Raw genomic sequence first — 17,259 nt, forward strand, 5'->3', positions numbered from 1 at the left:
AGGCTTGTTTTTAAGCGGTTCGGCTGGCAGTTTCCCTGCCTGATTATCAGCCGGATTTCTTTATGTCTTTTTCGATTGCCACCTGGAACATCAATTCCGTTCGCCTGCGTATGCCTATCGTCGAGCGCCTGCTTCTGGAGCATGCGCCGGACGTCCTTTGCCTGCAGGAAACAAAATGCCCGGACGATCAGTTTCCGCGCAAGGCATTCGAAAAGCTCGGCTACGGGCATATCGAAATCAGCGGTCAGAAAGGCTATCACGGCGTTGCAACTGTCGCGCGGCGGCCGCTCGAACTCGCTGAAAAGCGCGAATTCTGCAAGAAGGGCGATTGTCGGCATTTGTCGGTCTATGTGAATGCCGGTGGCAAGACGCTGCTTTTGCACAATTTCTATGTGCCTGCGGGTGGTGATGAGCCGAACCCGGACATCAATGAGAAATTCCGTCACAAGCTCGATTTCGTTCAGGAAATGAACGCAGTCGAAGCGCGTCATGACGATGCGAGCGGCTCGATACTCGTCGGCGATTTGAACATTGCGCCGCTCGAGCACGATGTCTGGTCGCACAAGCAATTGCTGAAAGTCGTCAGCCATACGCCGATCGAGACGGAAGGTTTCGAGGCGATGCGGCTTGCGGGCAGGTGGGTCGATCTCATGCGCCTCAACGTGCCGCTCGACCAGAAAATCTATACGTGGTGGAGTTACCGCGCCAAGGATTGGGAAATCTCCAATCGCGGTCGTCGCCTCGACCATGTCTGGTCGTCGGAAAACCTTGCGCCGCATCTTCAGGGGATCGAAATCCTGCGCGAAGCACGCGGATGGGACCGCCCGTCAGACCATGTCCCGGTGATTGCGCGCTTCGATCTGATTTAGCTGAGCATCGGAATCATCCAAAAACCGGCAGCCACTTTTCGGTCCGATGCTTTAAGAAGAGAAACGCGGTGCCAAATCCTCGATGCTCGCGATGAACGACTGCAAATCCTCGGTTATCCGATGAAGCAGCGAGACTGCGAGGTCGGGATATTCTTCTAGAATGCGGTGGAACGTCTTTCGGTTGATGCGCAGAAGCTCTGCATCGCGGGACGCTTCGGCACTGGTCAGGCGCTTCGTGTCGGCGATGAGCGCCAGTTCACCGATGATCGAGCCTGATTGCACCAGCGCGACTGCCGTGTGCTCGCCATCGCGCTCGCGAAACAGCTTTATCGTTCCCGAAACGACGACATAGGCCGAATCAGCCTCGTCATCCTCGCGGAAAAGCCGCCTGCCAGCGGGCAGGCGCGTCGATTCCGTGCCGAAGGCAAGAAGGCGCAACTGTTCCTGCGTGAAGCTCTCGAAAAGCCCCACGCCGGACAGGATGCGAATGTCGTCATCCAGCGCCATTACGTCCCCGGTTCCTGGCGCCGGCTCCCTCCCTGTCGCGCGGCTCCCCCCTCTGCCGCCGACCGGTTACGGAACCAGCTTGTATCCGCCGCTTTCTGTCACAAGAATTTCCGCATTGGAAGGATCACGCTCGATCTTCTGTCGCAATCGATAGACATGCGTTTCCAACGTATGCGTGGTGACACCCGAATTATATCCCCATACTTCTTCGAGAAGCACGTCGCGTGTCACGACTTTCTGCTCTGCACGATAGAGATATTTTATGATCGAGGCTTCCTTCTCGGTCAGGCGAACCTTGCCGCCGCGCTGGTCGAGCAGAAGTTTCTGGCTTGGCTTGAACGTGTAGGGGCCGACCGAGAATGTTGCGTCCTCGCTTTGCTCGTGCTGGCGCATCTGCGCACGGATACGGGCGAGCAGAACCGCAAACCGGAACGGCTTGGTGACATAATCATTCGCGCCCGCCTCGAGACCGAGGATCGTATCCGAATCAGTATCGTGTCCGGTCAGCATGATAATGGGGGCTTTGTAGCCCCCCTTGCGCAGCAGTTTCACCGCTTCTCGACCGTCCATGTCGGGAAGCCCGACATCCATGATCAGCAGATCGACCACGCCTGCGCGCGCTGCGGCGACGCCCTTGGCGGCTGTCGCTTCCTGAAGAACGTCGAACTCTTCGTACAGGGACAATTGTTCGACCAGCGTTGCGCGCAGATCCTCGTCGTCATCAACGATCAGTATTGTTCTGGATGTCATTGACCAATCCGTTGTTTTGCAATGAATAATTGAGTTGACCGGGCACCATTTATGCGGAACCTGACCGTCGAAATAGTCGATCACGGTGATTTGTTCCACGATGCGATCATACTCCAAAAAACGTGAGCGCAATGGGGCGGCCGGAAAAATAGAAAAAAGCCTTTGTTTTCTGACAGTTCGCCCGCGACCGGGCGACCAGACGAAGGGTTTGCTGATTGCTGGAAAGACGGTTTTCCCCTGTGCGTTGGGTCGTGGCGGCATCTCCGCGAACAAGCGTGAGGGCGATGGGGCCACACCTTTGGCGCGCATGCGAATCCTTTCCGGCTACTTCAGGCGCGATCATTTTTCACCCTCGGTTTCGAGTCTGCCATTGAAGCCGATCGGGCGCGATCTCGGCTGGTGCGAAGTGCCGAACGACCGCAATTACAACAGGCCGGTGAAAATCCCCTATGGCGCAAGTCATGAGCGGATGATGCGCGACGACCGGCTCTACGATGTCTGCATCGTTCTCGATTGGAACATCAGGCCACGCCACAGGGGACGCGGCAGCGCGATTTTCTTCCATCTGGCACGACCGGGCTTTACGCCGACTGAAGGCTGCGTAGCGGTGACGGAGCGCACAATGGCGCGGCTTTTGCCGTATCTGACGTCAAGGACGGTTTTGCAGGTTGTACGGTAGAAGGACCCCCACTCCGATTTGCTGCGCAAACCACCTCTCCCCCGAAACGGGGTAGAGGAAGGGAGCCTAGCCTTCAACATGGCGCATTGCGGCAATCCAAGTAAAAAACTGAGCAGTGCCGCTGCATTTCCTCTCCCTCACGAAGTGGGGGAGAGGTGGTTTGCGCAGCAAACCGGAGTGGGGGAACTACGCCTAATCGAAGCGCCAGACCGTCGTGCGTTTGACTTCCGCATCTTCCAGCACGCGCGTCACCGGCACTTCATATGTCGCCAATGCGCTTATGCCCTGCTTTGGAAGATAGGACCGACCCGGATCGCCGATCAGGATTTGTGCGCCGCGGTTTCGAAGCGCTTCGAACCATGGAATCAGCCTGTCGGCGAAGGGTTTTTCATAAAAAACATCGCCCGCGAGCACGACATCCCAGCCCCGATCAGCACCGACGCAGTCTTCGCAGATGAATTCAATCTCAGCATCGTTTGCCGCAGCATTGAGCTGGATAGCCGTCTCGCAAAACGGATCGATGTCCGAAGCGCTAATACGGCCCGCGCCTACCTTCGCCGCCGCAATCCCGACAAGTCCCGACCCGGAAGCGAAGTCGAGAACATGCTTGCCGCGCACAATTGCGGGATTGTCGAGCACATAGCGTGCAAGGCCCTGACCACCCGCCCAGGCAAACGCCCAGAAAGGCGGCGGCAGGCCGATTTCTGCCAGCTCTTCTTCGGTTTTCCGCCAAAGATCATGTGCCTCATCCGCCAGATGCAGGCGAATTTCAGGCACATGAGGCGGCGACATCAGCGCCGTGTTGGCGCGGATGAATGTTTCTGCGCCGGAAGGCGTCAGTTTCAAGGAGCGGGAACCAGACCGCCCATGCGGCATACTTCTTCCCACTCATCAGCCGTCACCGGCTGCACGGAAAGCCGCATCGACGTGACCAGCGACATTTTCGCGAGTTTGGGGTTAGCTTTCACATCGACAAGCGTCACCGGCTTTGGCACGTCGCGAACGGCACGAATGTCGACGCATTCCCAACGCGGGTCTTCCGTCGTCGAATCGTGATGCGCCAGCGCGCAGACTTCGGCGATGCCAACCACTTCCAACCCCTCATTCGAGTGGTAGAAAAAGCCGAGATCGCCGATCTGCATGGCGCGCATATTGTTGCGCGCCAGATAGTTGCGCACCCCATCCCATTCCGAGCCCGCTTTGCCTTTTTCCTTCAGCATTTCGAAGGAAAATTTGAATGGTTCGGACTTGAACAGCCAGTAATTCATCAAAAGCTCCGGGAAATTACGATTTCGGGTTCGCTGGATTGTTGAAAACCCAATTCCACGGGAGGATTTCGACACTTTCGAACAGACCGCCTTTGGCGAAGGGGTCGCTGTCGGCAATCGATTTCGCCTGTGCGGCGTCTGCCGCTTCAACGACGACGAGGCTGCCCAGCGGCTTGCCGTCTTCTCCGAGAAACGGGCCGGCGAATTTCAACGTGCCGTTCTGGTTTAGCGTTTCCAGATGAACGACATGGTCGGGACGCAAATCGAGCCGAAGCTGCAGTTTGCCGGGCTTGTCCTTGCAGATGAACGCGAAAAGCATGGTGAACCTCTATTTGGTTTGAATTTATTCGGCCTCATGGCGCAATGGACGCGACATGAGATTGGAAACAGCATCGTTGATCGAAAGCCTGCCTTGCAAGATGGCCGCGACCGCTTCGATGATCGGCGCTTCGATCGCGCGCTCCTTCACGATGCGGGCGGCAATCGCTGATGTAGCGACACCTTCGGCAAGCGGGCGTCCATCGAGATTTTCGCCACGCCCGACCGCCAGCCCATAGGCGAAATTGCGCGATTGCGGCGAGGCGCAGGTCAAAAGCAGATCACCAAGGCCGGAAAGCCCCATCAGGGTTTCAGGCTGCGCACCAAAAGCCGCACCGATGCGGCGCAGTTCCACGAAGCCGCGTGTCACCATCGCGGCCTGCGCGCTGGCCCCAAGACCCGCACCGGTGACAGCGCCTGCGGCAATGGCGAAGACGTTCTTGAGCGCGCCGCCGATTTCGACGCCGACCAGATCGTCGGTCGAGTAGCAGCGGAAGCTGGCCGATGAAAATGAAGCAGCAAGTTCCGCCGCGCGGCCTTCTTCGCTTGCTGCCACGACCACGGCGGTCGGCAGGCCTTTGGCGACGTCTGCGGCAAAGCTTGGGCCGGAAAGGCTCGCGACCGGGTTTGACGGAAGGAGTTCGGCAGCGATTTCCGATGGCAATGTGCCGGTTTCGCGGTCGATGCCCTTGGCGCAGAGCACGAGTGGAATATCCTTCGCCAGATGCCCGCGCATTTTGCAGAGTACGTCGCGCAGCGATTGCGCAGGCGTCACGACAAGCACGCATTGCGCATCGCTGAGCGCGGCTTTGAGATCAGTTGTCGGCTGCATGCCGGTGTCGAGCTTGATGCCGGGTAAATAATGCGGGTTTTCGCCGTTGGCGATTGCCGCCACCATATCCGCATCGCGCGCCCACAGCCGCACGGAATGTCCGGCGCGCAGCATGGTGAGCCCGAGTGCCGTGCCCCATGCGCCGCCGCCAAGAACGGTGAAACGATTCATGCCTTTGGCCCCCTGCGTCCTGAGCCGACGACTGGCGCTGAAATGCTGTCGAGCGGCCAGCGCGAACGCGGTGCGAAATCGAATGCGTCCGGCTCTTCCGCGCCTGCGCGCAGCCGTTCGATGCCTGCCCAGGCGATCATCGCGGCATTGTCGGTGCAGAGCGCATGTGGCGGCGCGACGAATTCGAAGCCGTTTTCCTCGCAAAGCTTGAAAAGCCGCGCCCGGATTGCCTGATTTGCGGCAACGCCGCCCGCGACGACCAGCGCGGGCTTTGCAATGTCGGGATATTCACTGCGAAATCTCGCCAGACTGCGCGAAACGCGGTCACCCACCGAATCGGCGGCTGCGGCCTGAAACGAGGCGCAAATGTCGGCGACATCCTGATCGGAAAGCGGTGCAATGGCGGTTGCCGCCTGCCGCACGGCCGTTTTCAGGCCGGAAAAGGAAAAGTCAGGCCTCGCCTCGCCCTTCAAAGGACGCGGGAAAGCAAAGCGCTTGGGATCACCAGCGATTGCGGCCTTTTCGACGTTCGGGCCGCCGGGAAAAGGCAATCCCAGCATCTTTGCAGTCTTGTCGAAGGCCTCGCCAAGCGCATCGTCGATGGTCGTTCCCCAGCGCTGATAATCGCCGACGCCGCCGACACGCACGATCTGCGTATGCCCGCCGGAAACGAGCAGGAGAAGGTATGGAAAATCGAGGCCGTCCGTCAATCGTGCCGTCAGTGCGTGGCCTTCGAGATGGTTGATTGCCAGAAGCGGTTTGCCTGCAGCACTTGCCAGAGCCTTCGCCGTCATCAACCCGACGATCAGCCCGCCGACGAGGCCGGGGCCTGCGGTCGCGGCAATCGCGTCGATTTCGGAAAGATCGAGGCCCGCATCGGCAAGAGCGGCCTCAACGATGCCGTCCAGCGCTTCGACATGTGCGCGTGCGGCGATTTCCGGAACGACGCCGCCAAATGCCGCATGCTCGTCGATCTGCGAGAGTACGATATTCGACAAAATTTCGGGTTTTTCGCCATTGCGCATGGAAACGACGCTGGCTGCGGTTTCGTCGCAGCTCGTTTCGATGCCCAAAACGCGGATCATTCCGCTTGTTCGATCCATAATTTGCCCGACCGCGATTTGCCCGATAGGAGGTTCCGGGGTAAAGCCCCGTCAGCCGGGGGTTATCACGGACGAGGTCATGCAAACAACAGGCTTGAAGATCGGAACACGCGCAAGCCCACTCGCGATGGCGCAAGCGGAGGAAACGCGTGCGCGTTTGATGGCGGCGCACGGCCTTTCCGAAGATGCGTTCGAAATCGTGCCGCTATCAACCAGCGGCGACCGGATTCAGGATCGGCCCCTGTCTGAGGCAGGCGGCAAAGGGCTTTTCACCAAGGAACTGGAAGAGGCGCTTTACGACGGGCGCATCGACATTGCCGCGCATTCCTCCAAGGATATGCCGACGGTGCTTCCCGACGGGCTCGAACTATCTGCCTTCCTGCCGCGAGAAGATCCGCGCGATGCCTTCATCGGGCGCGATGCGAAATCCATCATCGAATTGCATGAAGGCGCGGTCGTCGGCTCGTCGTCGCTGCGACGTCAGGCGCTGATCAAGCGTATGCGCCCCGACCTTCAGGTAGTGATGTTTCGCGGCAACGTGCAGACCAGATTGCGCAAGCTTTCCGAAGGCGTGGCGGAGGGAACTATCCTCGCGCAGGCCGGGCTGAAACGCCTGCATCTCGAGCATGTCGTGACCGATCTCATGTCGCTCGACTTCTTTCCGCCCGCACCGGGCCAAGGCGCGATCTGCATTGAAAGCCGCATCGGAGACAAACGCGTTTTCGATATGCTGCAGGCGATCCACGATGTACCGACCGGCCACGCGCTTGCCTGTGAACGCGCCTTTCTTCGTGCGCTCGACGGGTCCTGCCGCACGCCGATTGCCGGATATGCGCGGATCGAAGGCGATGCGCTGAAATTTTCCGGTCTGATCCTGACGCCCGATGGCACACGCTCGCATGATTGCGAAGCGGAAGGCCATGTCCGCGACGCAGAGCGGATCGGTCGCGAGGCAGGCGAGAAAGTGCGCGCGCAAGCCGGCACGGAATTCTTCGAGGGCTGGTCCTGAATGGGCCGCACGGTCCTCGTAACCAGACCAGAACCCGGTGCCGGGCGCACCGCCAGACGGCTTGAGAGCGAAGGTTTCGTGCCGATCGTTCTGCCGCTTTCGCAGACTTGTCGGATCGATGCCGAGTTGCCGCCTCTGCCTTTCAGTTTCATTCTGGCTGCAACAAGCGCAAACGCGTTTCGTTTTGCGCCCGCTTTATCAGGCGTCAAGGACGTCGCTTGCTATGTCGTCGGCGCGCGAACAGGAGCTGCCGTGCGCGAGGCTGGGCTTTCGTCCATCGTAGAAGGCGAGGGCGATGCGGAGGCGCTTGCTGACCTCATTATTGCCCGAGAAAAGAGCGGCCAGACGATTGTTTATCTATGCGGGCGCGTAAGAATGCCGGTTTTCGAATCGCGTTTGCGAGAAGCCGGTTTCGATGTTCTTGCCGTCGAAACCTACGACACTTTGCCTTTGAAGCATGAGACGCAGACGCTTGCCGACGCTTTTTCGGGCCGTCAAATCGACGCAGTGCTTCTCTACTCCGCGCATGCCGCTTCTGCGTTCATTTCGATGCTTCAGGGGTCAGAATTCGCCGGTCTTTTTGCAGAATCGAAGCTGCTTTGTCTGTCGAAACGGGTTGCGGATCGCATTTCCGGTAACGATCTGGACATAAGAATCGCAGAAACACCGACGGAAGATGCGCTTTTTTCGGCTTTGGGGCGTTCGTTTTAAACGTGCCGGCGCCACTGGATGCTTTTTCGATACGGCTTATGTGATACTCATCAAAATCGTCCCTGTCAGGGGATTTTGGAAAACAACGAAATCGGAGGCCAAGAATGGTCAAAACCCCGAGAACGCGGCATTCCAGACCCAAGCGGGACCCGGTGACCATTGAACTGGAACCGGATGCGGTTTCACGCATTTCCGACAGCCCGCCCGCCGAGGCGGATGCACAGGAAGCCGCTGCTCAGGCAGCAGAAACGCCTGAGGAGGCGGCAATTTCCCAGTCAGATTCTCCGAACAAGCGAGACGAAACCGGGCAGACCGGCAATTGGCAGCCGACAACGTCGAGCGATTACGATTTTTCGGCGAATTCCGACAATGCAGCTCAGCCGGTCACCGATGACGCTGCCGCTGAGCGTGAAGAAACACGCGCTGAGGAAAGCGAATCCCCTTATGCGCCTTCAGGTGCAGAGCCTGCCGCAGAGCGGAAGTCCATGTCGCCATTCCTGGCCGCCCTTGCTGGCGGCGTTTCGGCGCTGGTTCTGGCCGGTCTTCTCCAGTTTGCAGGAGTTCTTGGCAGTCCCGGTTCGTCCGGCGGACAAAATGAAGCTGTAAGCCAGGAGATCGCCTCGCTGAAGTCGCAGATCGCCGACCTTTCGCGTGGCGAAAACGGGCCGGATCTTTCAAACCGCGTCGATGCTTTGACAGCTTCCCTGCAAGAGGTTCGATCCAATCTCGAAACAGTGCGCGGATCGGCCGAGGCGGGCACCGGCGGTGTCGATTTGAGTGCGATCGAGGGCAGAATCGGCGAAATCGAAAGCTCGGTTACACGGTTAGGCGAAGCAGGCGGCCAGCCGAATGCGGAAGCCGTAACCGCACTCGACGGCAGGATTGCTGCGGCAGAAGCGCTGGTAAAGACCGAGACCGAGCGGGTTTCCAGCCTCGATGCCCGCATCGCCGGTCTGGAACAGACGATGACCGGCGTTTCAGACAAGCTCGAAGCGCAGGCGGGCCAGCCGAAAATCGCACTTTCCATCGCAGCTTCCGCCTTGAAATCCGCCGTGGAGCGCGGCGCGCCGTTTCAGGCTGAGATCGAGACGTTTGCGGCCATTGCGCCGGATGCGCCTGAGCTTGCCGATCTGCGCGGCTACGCGGAAAAGGGCGTGACGACCCGCGCCGATATCGCCACGGAAACGGATCAGGCTGCCAACGCGATGATTGCAGCGGCGGCACCTCCGCTGGAAAGCGCAAGCTTTCTCGACCGGCTGATGGTCAGCGCCGAATCGCTGGTAAAAGTTCGCCCGGTCGGAGCAGTCGAAGGTGCTGGCGTACCGGAAACGGTCGCGCGCATGGAAGTCGCGATCAATGGGGGCGATCTGCAAAAGGCGATTTCGGAATATGATACGCTGCCGGAAGCTGCGAAGACTGCGGGTGCGGCTTTCGCGGAAAAAATTCGCGCGCGCATTGCCGTCGAAGGGCTCGTCGACAAGATGGTCGCCGGGGCCATGAGGAGTTAGCGAAGACAGATGATACGCATTCTTTTCTTCCTCATCGTCGTATTCGCGCTCGGCTTGGGCTTTGCCTGGCTGGCAGACCGTCCCGGCCTGATGGTCGTGACGTTCGATGGTTATCAATACCAGATCAGCCTGATGGTTGCGGCTGTCGCCGTAACGGCACTTGTGGCGGCTATCATGCTTTCCTGGTGGCTGGTGAAAGCGATCTGGAACAGCCCCTACACCGTGGCGCGCTATTTCCGCGTTCGCCGCAGGGATCGCGGCTATCAGGCGCTTTCGACGGGTATGATCGCGGCGGGTGCGGGCGATGCCGCACTTGCGCGCAAAATGAAAAAGCAGGCCGCAAAGATGATCCGCTCCGATCAGGAGCCGCTGATCAATCTTCTGGACGCGCAGTCCTCGCTTCTCGAAGGCGATCACGAAGCGGCGCGCGCCAAATTCGAAAGCATGCTCGACGATCCTGAAATGCGGCTTCTGGGCCTGCGCGGGCTTTATCTGGAGGCAGAAAGGCTGGGCGACAAGGCCGCCGCGCGGCATTATGCCGGAAGGGCCGCCGCCGTTGCGCCACAACTTGCCTGGGCTTCCGACGCGACATTGGAAGAAAAGACGGAAGACAGCGACTGGGACGGTGCTTTGGCGCTTATAGATGCGCAAAAATCGACGCATCAGATCGAGAAAGACACGGCCAATCGCCGCCGTTCGGTGCTCCTGACGGCCAAGGCGATGGCTCTGTTCGACACCGATCCTGCTGCTTCGCGCACCGCGGCGGTCGAGGCCAATCGGCTGCGCCCGGATTTCGTACCGGCGGCACTTATCGCGGCAAAAGCGCTGTTTCGTCAGAACGAAGTGCGCAAGGGCGCGAAAATCCTCGAAACGGTCTGGAAGAAAGAGCCGCACCCGGAAGTGGCCGATCTTTACGTTCATGCGCGCGCTGGCGATGCCGTGCTCGACCGTTTGAACCGGGCGAAAAAGCTTCAGTCCATCAAGCAGAACCACCCCGAATCCTCGCTCGCAGTGGCGCGCGCAGCAATCGACGCAGGCGAATACAGCATTGCTCGTTCCGAGGCGGAGGCCGCAGTTCGCATGCAGCCGCGCGAGGCCGCCTATCTCGTTCTGGCCGACATCGAGGAAGCCGAGACTGGAGATCAGGGCCGTATGCGCCAGTGGCTGTCGCGGGCAGTGCGCGCGCCGCGCGACCCGGCCTGGGTGGCGGATGGCTATGTTTCCGATCGCTGGGAGCCGGCGTCGCCCGTTACCGGCAGGCTGGATGCTTTCGAATGGCGTGTGCCGGTCGAACGTCTCGGGCATTTGATCGACCAGGAAGATCCGCTGCCGGCAGCCGAACTGACTGCGATCGAAGCGCCAGTGACAGTCGAAGACATCGAGGCTATCGAAGTTGCGCCGGTTGAAGAAACACCTGCCGAACCTGTTGCTCCGGTAAAAGAGCCGCAGCAGAAGACAGAAGTGCCAAAGCCCTTCGTGACACCGCAGCGCAATGATGCACTTCCGTCCCGCGCGGCCTTTTACGATGCCGAGCATTCTGTCAAAGCACCACCTTTGCCGGATGACCCCGGTGTCGATGAAGATGAGAACGGCACCGACTACGAAAATAAGCGATTCAGGCTTTTCTGATTTGCAACCTGCGCGTGCCAATCATATTTCAAGACGAGGCTTTTCTCCCAAGGAGCCCGCAAATTTCGGGATTTTGAGGCATGTTTGACAGGTTTTTGGCATTTCTGAAGGATATACCCGGCGCTCAGAGTGACAGGCGCAATGACGACGACCCGCAAATCGCGGCGGCGGCATTGATGTATCATGTCATGGATTCCGACGGGATGAGGCAGGACGTCGAGTGGGAGCGCGCAAAAGCGCTTCTCGCCAAGAATTATCAGCTTTCCGGCGCAGAGCTCGAACGTCTCGTGAAAGCCGGCGAAAAAGCTGAAAACGAGGCGGTGGACCTTTATGCCTTCACCAGCGTCCTGAAGCGCCATCTCGATCAGGAAGGGCGGGCGGCCTTCATCCGTATGCTGTGGGATGTCGTCTATGCCGATGGCGATCTGCACGAGCTGGAAGACAATACGATCTGGCGCGTTGCCGAACTGATCGGCGTCGATCGCCAGACCCGTATCTCGGCAAGACAGGAAGCTGCGAAACAGGCCGGTTTGGCCAACAGTATAGGCTCGGACGACTGATTATGCCTGACGGACGAAGGGGCAGCGTACTGATCGTGCTTCATCAGGAGCGCTCCAGTGCTGGGCGCGTCGGTCAGCAACTGGTCGAAATGGGCTTCACGCTTGATATCAGGCGTCCGCCGCTCGGCGACACTCTTCCCGATACGCTGGAAAACCATGCAGGCGCGGTTGTCTTTGGCGGGCCGATGAGCGCCAACGACCCGGATGACTTTGTGCGCCGCGAAACCGACTGGCTTTCCGTGCCGCTTACCGAGAACCGGCCATTGCTGGGCATCTGCCTTGGCGCGCAGATGCTGGTCAATCATCTTGGCGGCACGGTGGACAGCCACAATGACGGGCTGGTCGAAATCGGCTGGTATCCGCTGAAGGCGACCGAGCATGGCCGCAAGCTCATGCACTGGCCGGAAATGGTCTATCAGTTTCACAGGGAGGGCTTTTCGCTGCCCTCCGGCGCAACGCTCTTGGCGACGTCCGAAACCTATCCCAATCAGGCGTTTCGCTATGGCGACAATGCGTGGGGCATTCAGTTTCATGCGGAGCTGACCCGCGTGATGATGCAGCGCTGGGTGGTGCATGGTGCGCAGCGGTTCGAATTGCCCGGCGCGCAGCAGGGCCGCGATCATCTTGGTGGCCGCCTGATCTGGGATACGCATCTCAGGCGCTGGCTGACCGAGTTTCTGGAAGAAATCTTCGGAAAGTCGGTGCAGGCGTGATTTAGACCCGCCCGTCGAGCCTTCTAATCTTGCGCAGTTCGGGGAAAAGATAGGCCCACAATCCCGCAACGCCCACCGCGCCGATGCCGCCGATGACAACGGCAGGAACAGTGCCGATCAGCGCCGCCATCGTGCCTGCCCGGAATTCGCCAAGCTCGTTGGACGCGCCGACGAACACCATGTTGACGGCATTGACGCGCCCGCGCACGCGGTCCGGCGTCCAGAGCTGGATAAGCGTTTCGCGGATGTAGACGCTGACCATGTCGGTTGCGCCGAGCCCAGCCAGCGCGATGATCGACAGCCACGGTATGGTCGATATTCCGAAGATGACCGTGAAGACGCCGAAAAGCCCGACGAAGAACAGCATGATTGCGCCAGCATGGTCCCGGAAGGGATGGCCGGTCAGCCAGACGGCGACCATGATCGCGCCTATGCCCGGTGCCGCACGCAAAAGACCGAGGCCCCATGGGCCGAGTTCCAGAATGTCGCGCGCATAGACGGGAAGCAGCGCGACGGCGCCCGAAAGCAGCACCGCGAACAGATCGAGCGAGATCGCGCCGAGCACGACTTTTTCGCTCCAGATGTAGCGGAAGCCAGCGAAGAGCGTTCCGATCGACGGTTTGTCGGTCTCGGTTCTCTCCTTGGGCTTCGGGATAGACAGGACGAACAAGCCGCCGACGACCATCAGAAAGCCGGCAACCCCATAGGCAATTTCCGGAGACAGGCCATAGAGCAGGCCACCCGCAACCGGGCCGACGATGGTCGCGGTCTGCCAGGCGGACGAATTCCAGGCGACCGCATTGGCGAAATCTTCCGGCGGCACGAGATTGGCGACCAGCGAGGCGGCAGCCGGACCGAAGAAGGCGCGCGCAACGCCGAATACGGCCAGAACTATAAAGATCGGGGCAGGGCTGAAAAGGCCGTGCACGGTGAGCATGAGCAGCGCCAAAGCACAGAGTGCTTCGAGAAAGGAGGCGAGTGCCATGATCAGGCGTCGACCGAATTTGTCGGCGATGACGCCGGTCACCAGAACCAGCAATAAAGCGGGTGCAAACTGGATGATTCCGACAAGCCCAAGATCGAATGGATTGCGCGTCAGGTCATAAATCTGCCAGCCGACCGCAACGGAAAGGATCTGTGTGGAAAATGTCGTCAGAAAGCGCGCGACCCAGAAGCGCAAAAACGCCCCATGGCGAAACGCGGCGTAGCGCTGTTGCGGGGTGGCGTCTGGATCGGAATGCATGAGGCGGGCTGGTCCGTGACGATCCGCGTCAAAAGCTGCGGATCACGATCTGCATTAATGCGATCTGGCCAAAAGAGCCATAGGTTTGTTGAGCGGTTCCGGCAGGGTTTCCTCAAAGAAATGGAAGGCCGCGGAGAGACAGCGGCCTTCCATATAGAGCGCAGATGTTATCGGGCGCTCAGTCTGCTTTCGGTTTCATCGCGTTCGCGGCCACCGAGAACGGCGGCAATGCTGGCGATGAATGCGCCGATCAGCAACGAAAGGGCAGTCACCAAAGAGAAGGTGACGGCAGCTTTGCGTGCCGCTTCGGCTGCTTCCGTGGCCTGCTGTTTTGCAGCATCGACACTAGCAAGCACCTGATCGACGCGTGCCTGAGCGTCGGCTTCACTGACGCCTGCACGTGCTGCCACGAGCTGGGTAAGGTAGGTCTTGTCACCTTCCGACATTTCGCCACTCGTTGCACTGTTGACCAGAATGCGGGTGACTTGAGCCTCTGTCGTGTTGGCATCACCGCCAGCCGCAGCATTGATGTTGGCTGGACGAAGCAGCGTATCGACGAAATACGAGGTTCCGCCCGTATCGGCATTGGCAGCCGCAGTGCCTGCACCGCTTGCCGCACCCGACACAACCGTCGAAGCAGCCTGCACGCCGCCGCCGATAGCGGAGGAGAGCGCGGAGCTTAGCATGACGGCGACGACTACAGTCGCCAGCGCCCATGACAGGAAGCCATGTGCGGTATCGCGGAAGTAGATTTCGTCATCATGGACACCGACCCATTTGGTGCGCAGACGCCCGGTGAGATAGCCGCCAAAGCCTGCGGACAGCCACTGGATGATAATCAACCAGATTGCCGTCGATGCGGCGAAGGTCGTCAGCGACACACCTTCAGAGCCAAAGGGGGAAGCAACGCTCAAGCCAAGACCGGAGCCCAGCAGAGTGAGAAGGACGGTCAGAGACGCTGCCGCCAGGGAGCCGGCAAAGACCGGTGCCCAGGATACGGCGGAATGTGACGATTCACCGGCACCCGGTTCAATTGTCGTGAGATTTGATTGCATCGCCATCTCCTAACGCAGGAACAGAAGAATGAGGATGATGATCGGAATCGGAATGCCGAGAAGCCATAGAAGAATACCGCGACCCATGGGAGGTCTCCTTTTGATGCGAGAATCGCATTCACGCCCTGAGGTGTGGATGGCAGGGAGTTCCCTTGTGTTTAGCCGCACGGCCGATCTCTCGATGCGGCTATTTCGTGGCTGGCTATACGACTTTGGGCTATTCCTCCCGGCGTGAGAACAATGCGCGGAGCCTCAAGTCGGTTCCTTTGGGCCAAAGTAAATGGCACAGGCCGCGCAATGGCGGGCCTTTTATCCAAACAGCGCGAAGTAGCAGCAAGGCGTCCAGCGTGTCGGGACTTGCCGCAATGGCGCACAGTGGCTACATGTCGAACGATCAACGGAGAATGGCATGCTCGCCCTTATTCAGACTCTAATTCTGGCCCTCGACATTTATTGGTGGCTGATTATCGCTTCGGCGATCTTCTCGTGGCTGTATGCGTTCGGCGTGGTGAATTCGCGAAACCAGTTCGTCGGAGCGATCGGCAATTTCCTTTTCCGGGTAACTGAGCCGGTGCTAGCGCCCATCCGCCGCATTTTGCCGGATCTGGGCGGCATCGACATTTCGCCGATCATCCTGCTTCTTCTGTTGTTCTTCCTGCGCCAATTCATCCTTACCACGGTCGCGCCGCTCGTCATCTGATGACGGGCTTGGACGGCTCCTTTTTCAGATTGCATGAAAAGGGAGCGGATGTGTTTGTGCGGCTGACGCCAAAGTCTTCGGCAGACAGAATAGGCCCGGTCGAGCAGCTTTCCGACGGAAAAGCGCATCTAACGGCAAGGGTTCGGGCTGTTCCTGATAAGGGGGCGGCCAATGCGGCCCTGGAAAAGCTTCTGGCATCCGAGCTGGGATTGCCGCGCAGCGACGTGAAGATGGTTTCAGGTTCGACGTCGCGATTGAAGACTGTCAGGCTGGACGGCGTTCCAGGAAAACTGCGGGCAGTGCTCGAAGCAATTGCCGCGCAGGCCAAACCTCAGAATTAATCAGAAAAGCAGCAGCGAGCCTGAACAGGCCCGCTGCTCGATGATACGTATTACTTGGACTTGGCGCGCTCGATCGCCTCGACGATCATCTTTTTTGCGTGGGAAGCGTCGCGCCAGCCGCCGATCTTGACCCATTTGCCGGGCTCGAGATCCTTGTAGTGCTCGAAGAAATGCGTGATCTGCTGAAGCGTGATTTCCGGCAGGTCGGTGTAGTTCTGGATGTTCTCGTAGCGGCGCGTGATATGCGGCGACGGCACGGCCAGGATTTTCTCGTCCTCGCCGGCATTGTCTTCCATCACCAGAACGCCGATCGGGCGGACATTGATGACGCAGCCGGGAATGAGTTCGCGCGTGTTGCAGACTAGAACGTCGATCGGATCACCATCGCCCGACAGCGTGTGGGGAACGAAGCCGTAATTGCCGGGATAACGCATCGGCGTGTAGAGAAAGCGATCCACGACAAGCGCGCCCGCTTCCTTGTTCAGTTCGTATTTGATTGGCTCGCCGCCGACAGGCACTTCGATGATGACGTTGACGTCATCCGGAGGGTTCTCGCCAGTGGAAATTGCTTCGATACGCATATGACTGTCCTTTTCGGAGGCATCATCCAGGAAATCGAGCCGCCCTCTCGCGCGGATGATGCGATCATGAAACACGAGCGTCCCGCTTGCCTGGAAGCGGAACGAAAACGCATTCCCGATAGCCGCACATGCGCCGGGAAGCAAGGCGTGAGAAGTTGTGATTTGTCGTGAACGGCGTCCGGAGAGGGCTTTATTCCCAGACGAAGGCTACTTTTCGCAACGCTTTCTGGTCGAATATTTCTACGCCCTCGGCAACATCGCGACCGCCAGCGCCAAGATAAAACTGCACGGCATTCTGATTGTCTTCGAGCGCCCATACGACGAGGCCCTTGAGGCCGTGGGCGGAAAGTTTTTCGCGTGCTGCGGCAAACAGGCGGCTACCCAAACCAACGCCCTGATATTCCGGGCGCAGATAAAGCTCGTAAATTTCGCCTTCCTGCGCGAGGTCGCGGGCGCGGTTGCGGCCAACCGTTGCGTAGCCGGCAATCTTGCCGCCGATCTCGATAACCAGAACGGTCGCCGCGCGGCGAATGGCATTGGCCCACCATTCCGTACCGCGGCGGCTGATCATGCTGTTCAGCGCGCGATGCGGGATGATGCCAGCATAAGCGCCGCGCCATGCCTCATGATGCACGTCGGCAATCGCCTGCGCGTCCGTCGGTCCAGCCTTGCGAATATCGATCGTTATCGTCTTCATGGTTTCTTAACCATA

The 17,259-nt window shown here is 59.3% G+C and carries 21 protein-coding genes; 10 read left to right on the forward strand and 11 right to left on the reverse strand.

Features of this window, described 5'->3' with window-relative positions; translation table 11 throughout:
- The first annotated feature begins 62 nt into the window (after positions 1 to 62).
- Complete coding sequence (locus ABFT80_RS02425; RefSeq protein ID WP_347970260.1) at positions 63 to 869, forward strand: exodeoxyribonuclease III; 807 nt, start codon at positions 63 to 65, stop codon at positions 867 to 869.
- Positions 870 to 920: 51 nt separating this feature from the next.
- On the opposite strand, the gene ABFT80_RS02430 is transcribed toward ABFT80_RS02425, so the two are convergent.
- Positions 921 to 1,376 carry a cyclic nucleotide-binding domain-containing protein gene (locus tag ABFT80_RS02430; RefSeq protein WP_347970261.1) on the reverse strand — a complete coding sequence of 152 codons (456 nt, stop codon included), beginning with the start codon at positions 1,374 to 1,376 and terminating at the stop codon, positions 921 to 923.
- 66 nt (positions 1,377 to 1,442) lie between these two features.
- A complete protein-coding gene (locus ABFT80_RS02435) occupies positions 1,443 to 2,126 on the reverse strand; it encodes a response regulator transcription factor (protein WP_347970262.1) in 684 nt (227 codons plus the stop codon).
- Between the two features lie 85 nt (positions 2,127 to 2,211).
- Here ABFT80_RS02435 and ABFT80_RS02440 point away from each other — a divergent pair, with 85 nt between their 5' ends.
- Positions 2,212 to 2,805, forward strand: a complete 594-nt coding sequence (locus ABFT80_RS02440) for a L,D-transpeptidase family protein (protein WP_347970263.1) — start codon at positions 2,212 to 2,214, stop codon at positions 2,803 to 2,805.
- 192 nt (positions 2,806 to 2,997) lie between these two features.
- On the opposite strand, the gene ABFT80_RS02445 is transcribed toward ABFT80_RS02440, so the two are convergent.
- Genes ABFT80_RS02445 through tsaD form a run of 5 tightly spaced genes read right to left on the reverse strand, consistent with a single transcriptional unit; the run spans position 2,998 to position 6,476 of the window.
- Positions 2,998 to 3,681, reverse strand: coding sequence for a class I SAM-dependent methyltransferase (locus ABFT80_RS02445; RefSeq protein WP_347970264.1), 684 nt, complete (start codon positions 3,679 to 3,681; stop codon positions 2,998 to 3,000).
- On the reverse strand, positions 3,648 to 4,073 hold the full coding sequence (locus ABFT80_RS02450; RefSeq protein ID WP_347970265.1) for an EVE domain-containing protein: 426 nt from the start codon (positions 4,071 to 4,073) through the stop codon (positions 3,648 to 3,650). The genes ABFT80_RS02445 and ABFT80_RS02450 overlap by 34 nt, the downstream gene beginning before the upstream one ends.
- A gap of 16 nt (positions 4,074 to 4,089) precedes the next feature.
- Positions 4,090 to 4,392: a YciI-like protein gene (locus ABFT80_RS02455; RefSeq protein WP_347970266.1), complete on the reverse strand. Its 303-nt coding sequence runs from the start codon at positions 4,390 to 4,392 to the stop codon at positions 4,090 to 4,092.
- Between the two features lie 24 nt (positions 4,393 to 4,416).
- Positions 4,417 to 5,394, reverse strand: a complete 978-nt coding sequence (locus ABFT80_RS02460) for an NAD(P)H-dependent glycerol-3-phosphate dehydrogenase (protein WP_347970267.1) — start codon at positions 5,392 to 5,394, stop codon at positions 4,417 to 4,419.
- Entirely contained in the window at positions 5,391 to 6,476 is a 1,086-nt protein-coding gene (gene tsaD / locus ABFT80_RS02465; RefSeq protein WP_347970819.1) for a tRNA (adenosine(37)-N6)-threonylcarbamoyltransferase complex transferase subunit TsaD, read from the reverse strand. The genes ABFT80_RS02460 and tsaD overlap by 4 nt, the downstream gene beginning before the upstream one ends.
- Positions 6,477 to 6,576: 100 nt before the next feature.
- Between tsaD and hemC the strand changes: the two genes are divergently transcribed.
- The 6 genes from hemC to ABFT80_RS02495 all read left to right on the forward strand — a co-directional run bounded on the left by hemC (position 6,577) and on the right by ABFT80_RS02495 (position 12,627).
- Complete coding sequence (hemC, locus tag ABFT80_RS02470; RefSeq protein ID WP_347970268.1) at positions 6,577 to 7,506, forward strand: hydroxymethylbilane synthase; 930 nt, start codon at positions 6,577 to 6,579, stop codon at positions 7,504 to 7,506.
- A complete protein-coding gene (locus ABFT80_RS02475) occupies positions 7,507 to 8,217 on the forward strand; it encodes a uroporphyrinogen-III synthase (protein ID WP_347970269.1) in 711 nt (236 codons plus the stop codon).
- 104 nt (positions 8,218 to 8,321) lie between these two features.
- On the forward strand, positions 8,322 to 9,725 hold the full coding sequence (locus ABFT80_RS02480; protein ID WP_347970270.1) for a COG4223 family protein: 1,404 nt from the start codon (positions 8,322 to 8,324) through the stop codon (positions 9,723 to 9,725).
- A gap of 9 nt (positions 9,726 to 9,734) precedes the next feature.
- Positions 9,735 to 11,354, forward strand: coding sequence for a heme biosynthesis protein HemY (locus ABFT80_RS02485; protein WP_347970271.1), 1,620 nt, complete (start codon positions 9,735 to 9,737; stop codon positions 11,352 to 11,354).
- A gap of 80 nt (positions 11,355 to 11,434) precedes the next feature.
- Positions 11,435 to 11,914 (forward strand): tellurite resistance TerB family protein, encoded by a 480-nt coding sequence (locus ABFT80_RS02490; RefSeq protein WP_347970272.1) that lies wholly within the window; start codon positions 11,435 to 11,437, stop codon positions 11,912 to 11,914.
- A gap of 2 nt (positions 11,915 to 11,916) precedes the next feature.
- Complete coding sequence (locus tag ABFT80_RS02495) at positions 11,917 to 12,627, forward strand: glutamine amidotransferase (protein WP_347970273.1); 711 nt, start codon at positions 11,917 to 11,919, stop codon at positions 12,625 to 12,627.
- A 1-nt stretch (position 12,628) separates the two neighbouring features.
- Here the strand turns inward: ABFT80_RS02495 and ABFT80_RS02500 are convergent, their stop codons facing one another.
- On the reverse strand, positions 12,629 to 13,870 hold the full coding sequence (locus ABFT80_RS02500) for an MFS transporter (protein WP_347970274.1): 1,242 nt from the start codon (positions 13,868 to 13,870) through the stop codon (positions 12,629 to 12,631).
- Positions 13,871 to 14,037: 167 nt separating this feature from the next.
- Positions 14,038 to 14,925 (reverse strand): hypothetical protein, encoded by an 888-nt coding sequence (locus ABFT80_RS02505; protein ID WP_347970275.1) that lies wholly within the window; start codon positions 14,923 to 14,925, stop codon positions 14,038 to 14,040.
- Between the two features lie 409 nt (positions 14,926 to 15,334).
- Between ABFT80_RS02505 and ABFT80_RS02510 the strand changes: the two genes are divergently transcribed.
- Positions 15,335 to 15,625, forward strand: coding sequence for a YggT family protein (locus ABFT80_RS02510; RefSeq protein WP_347970276.1), 291 nt, complete (start codon positions 15,335 to 15,337; stop codon positions 15,623 to 15,625).
- On the forward strand, positions 15,625 to 15,966 hold the full coding sequence (locus tag ABFT80_RS02515) for a DUF167 family protein (protein ID WP_455189859.1): 342 nt from the start codon (positions 15,625 to 15,627) through the stop codon (positions 15,964 to 15,966). Before ABFT80_RS02510 ends, ABFT80_RS02515 begins: the two co-directional genes overlap by 1 nt.
- A gap of 50 nt (positions 15,967 to 16,016) precedes the next feature.
- On the opposite strand, the gene ppa is transcribed toward ABFT80_RS02515, so the two are convergent.
- On the reverse strand, positions 16,017 to 16,547 hold the full coding sequence (gene ppa, locus ABFT80_RS02520; RefSeq protein WP_347970278.1) for an inorganic diphosphatase: 531 nt from the start codon (positions 16,545 to 16,547) through the stop codon (positions 16,017 to 16,019).
- A 190-nt stretch (positions 16,548 to 16,737) separates the two neighbouring features.
- Positions 16,738 to 17,244, reverse strand: coding sequence for a GNAT family N-acetyltransferase (locus tag ABFT80_RS02525; protein WP_347970279.1), 507 nt, complete (start codon positions 17,242 to 17,244; stop codon positions 16,738 to 16,740).
- Positions 17,245 to 17,259: the final 15 nt, after the last annotated feature.

Origin of the sequence: Foliimonas ilicis, from assembly GCF_039939195.1 — a bacterium.
Lineage (GTDB): Bacteria > Pseudomonadota > Alphaproteobacteria > Rhizobiales > Rhizobiaceae > Foliimonas > Foliimonas ilicis.

Bases quoted from the DNA above. Each gene is read 5' to 3' on its own strand.
- ABFT80_RS02425 (WP_347970260.1), top strand. From the start codon at position 63: ATGTCTTTTTCGATTGCCACCTGGAACATCAATTCCGTTCGCCTGCGT.
- ABFT80_RS02430 (WP_347970261.1), bottom strand. From the start codon at position 1,376: ATGGCGCTGGATGACGACATTCGCATCCTGTCCGGCGTGGGGCTTTTC.
- ABFT80_RS02435 (WP_347970262.1), bottom strand. From the start codon at position 2,126: ATGACATCCAGAACAATACTGATCGTTGATGACGACGAGGATCTGCGC.
- ABFT80_RS02445 (WP_347970264.1), bottom strand. From the start codon at position 3,681: ATGCCGCATGGGCGGTCTGGTTCCCGCTCCTTGAAACTGACGCCTTCC.
- ABFT80_RS02450 (WP_347970265.1), bottom strand. From the start codon at position 4,073: ATGAATTACTGGCTGTTCAAGTCCGAACCATTCAAATTTTCCTTCGAA.
- ABFT80_RS02455 (WP_347970266.1), bottom strand. From the start codon at position 4,392: ATGCTTTTCGCGTTCATCTGCAAGGACAAGCCCGGCAAACTGCAGCTT.
- ABFT80_RS02460 (WP_347970267.1), bottom strand. From the start codon at position 5,394: ATGAATCGTTTCACCGTTCTTGGCGGCGGCGCATGGGGCACGGCACTC.
- hemC (WP_347970268.1), top strand. From the start codon at position 6,577: ATGCAAACAACAGGCTTGAAGATCGGAACACGCGCAAGCCCACTCGCG.
- ABFT80_RS02475 (WP_347970269.1), top strand. From the start codon at position 7,507: ATGGGCCGCACGGTCCTCGTAACCAGACCAGAACCCGGTGCCGGGCGC.
- ABFT80_RS02480 (WP_347970270.1), top strand. From the start codon at position 8,322: ATGGTCAAAACCCCGAGAACGCGGCATTCCAGACCCAAGCGGGACCCG.
- ABFT80_RS02485 (WP_347970271.1), top strand. From the start codon at position 9,735: ATGATACGCATTCTTTTCTTCCTCATCGTCGTATTCGCGCTCGGCTTG.
- ABFT80_RS02490 (WP_347970272.1), top strand. From the start codon at position 11,435: ATGTTTGACAGGTTTTTGGCATTTCTGAAGGATATACCCGGCGCTCAG.
- ABFT80_RS02495 (WP_347970273.1), top strand. From the start codon at position 11,917: ATGCCTGACGGACGAAGGGGCAGCGTACTGATCGTGCTTCATCAGGAG.
- ABFT80_RS02500 (WP_347970274.1), bottom strand. From the start codon at position 13,870: ATGCATTCCGATCCAGACGCCACCCCGCAACAGCGCTACGCCGCGTTT.
- ABFT80_RS02505 (WP_347970275.1), bottom strand. From the start codon at position 14,925: ATGCAATCAAATCTCACGACAATTGAACCGGGTGCCGGTGAATCGTCA.
- ABFT80_RS02510 (WP_347970276.1), top strand. From the start codon at position 15,335: ATGCTCGCCCTTATTCAGACTCTAATTCTGGCCCTCGACATTTATTGG.
- ABFT80_RS02515 (WP_455189859.1), top strand. From the start codon at position 15,625: ATGACGGGCTTGGACGGCTCCTTTTTCAGATTGCATGAAAAGGGAGCG.
- ppa (WP_347970278.1), bottom strand. From the start codon at position 16,547: ATGCGTATCGAAGCAATTTCCACTGGCGAGAACCCTCCGGATGACGTC.
- ABFT80_RS02525 (WP_347970279.1), bottom strand. From the start codon at position 17,244: ATGAAGACGATAACGATCGATATTCGCAAGGCTGGACCGACGGACGCG.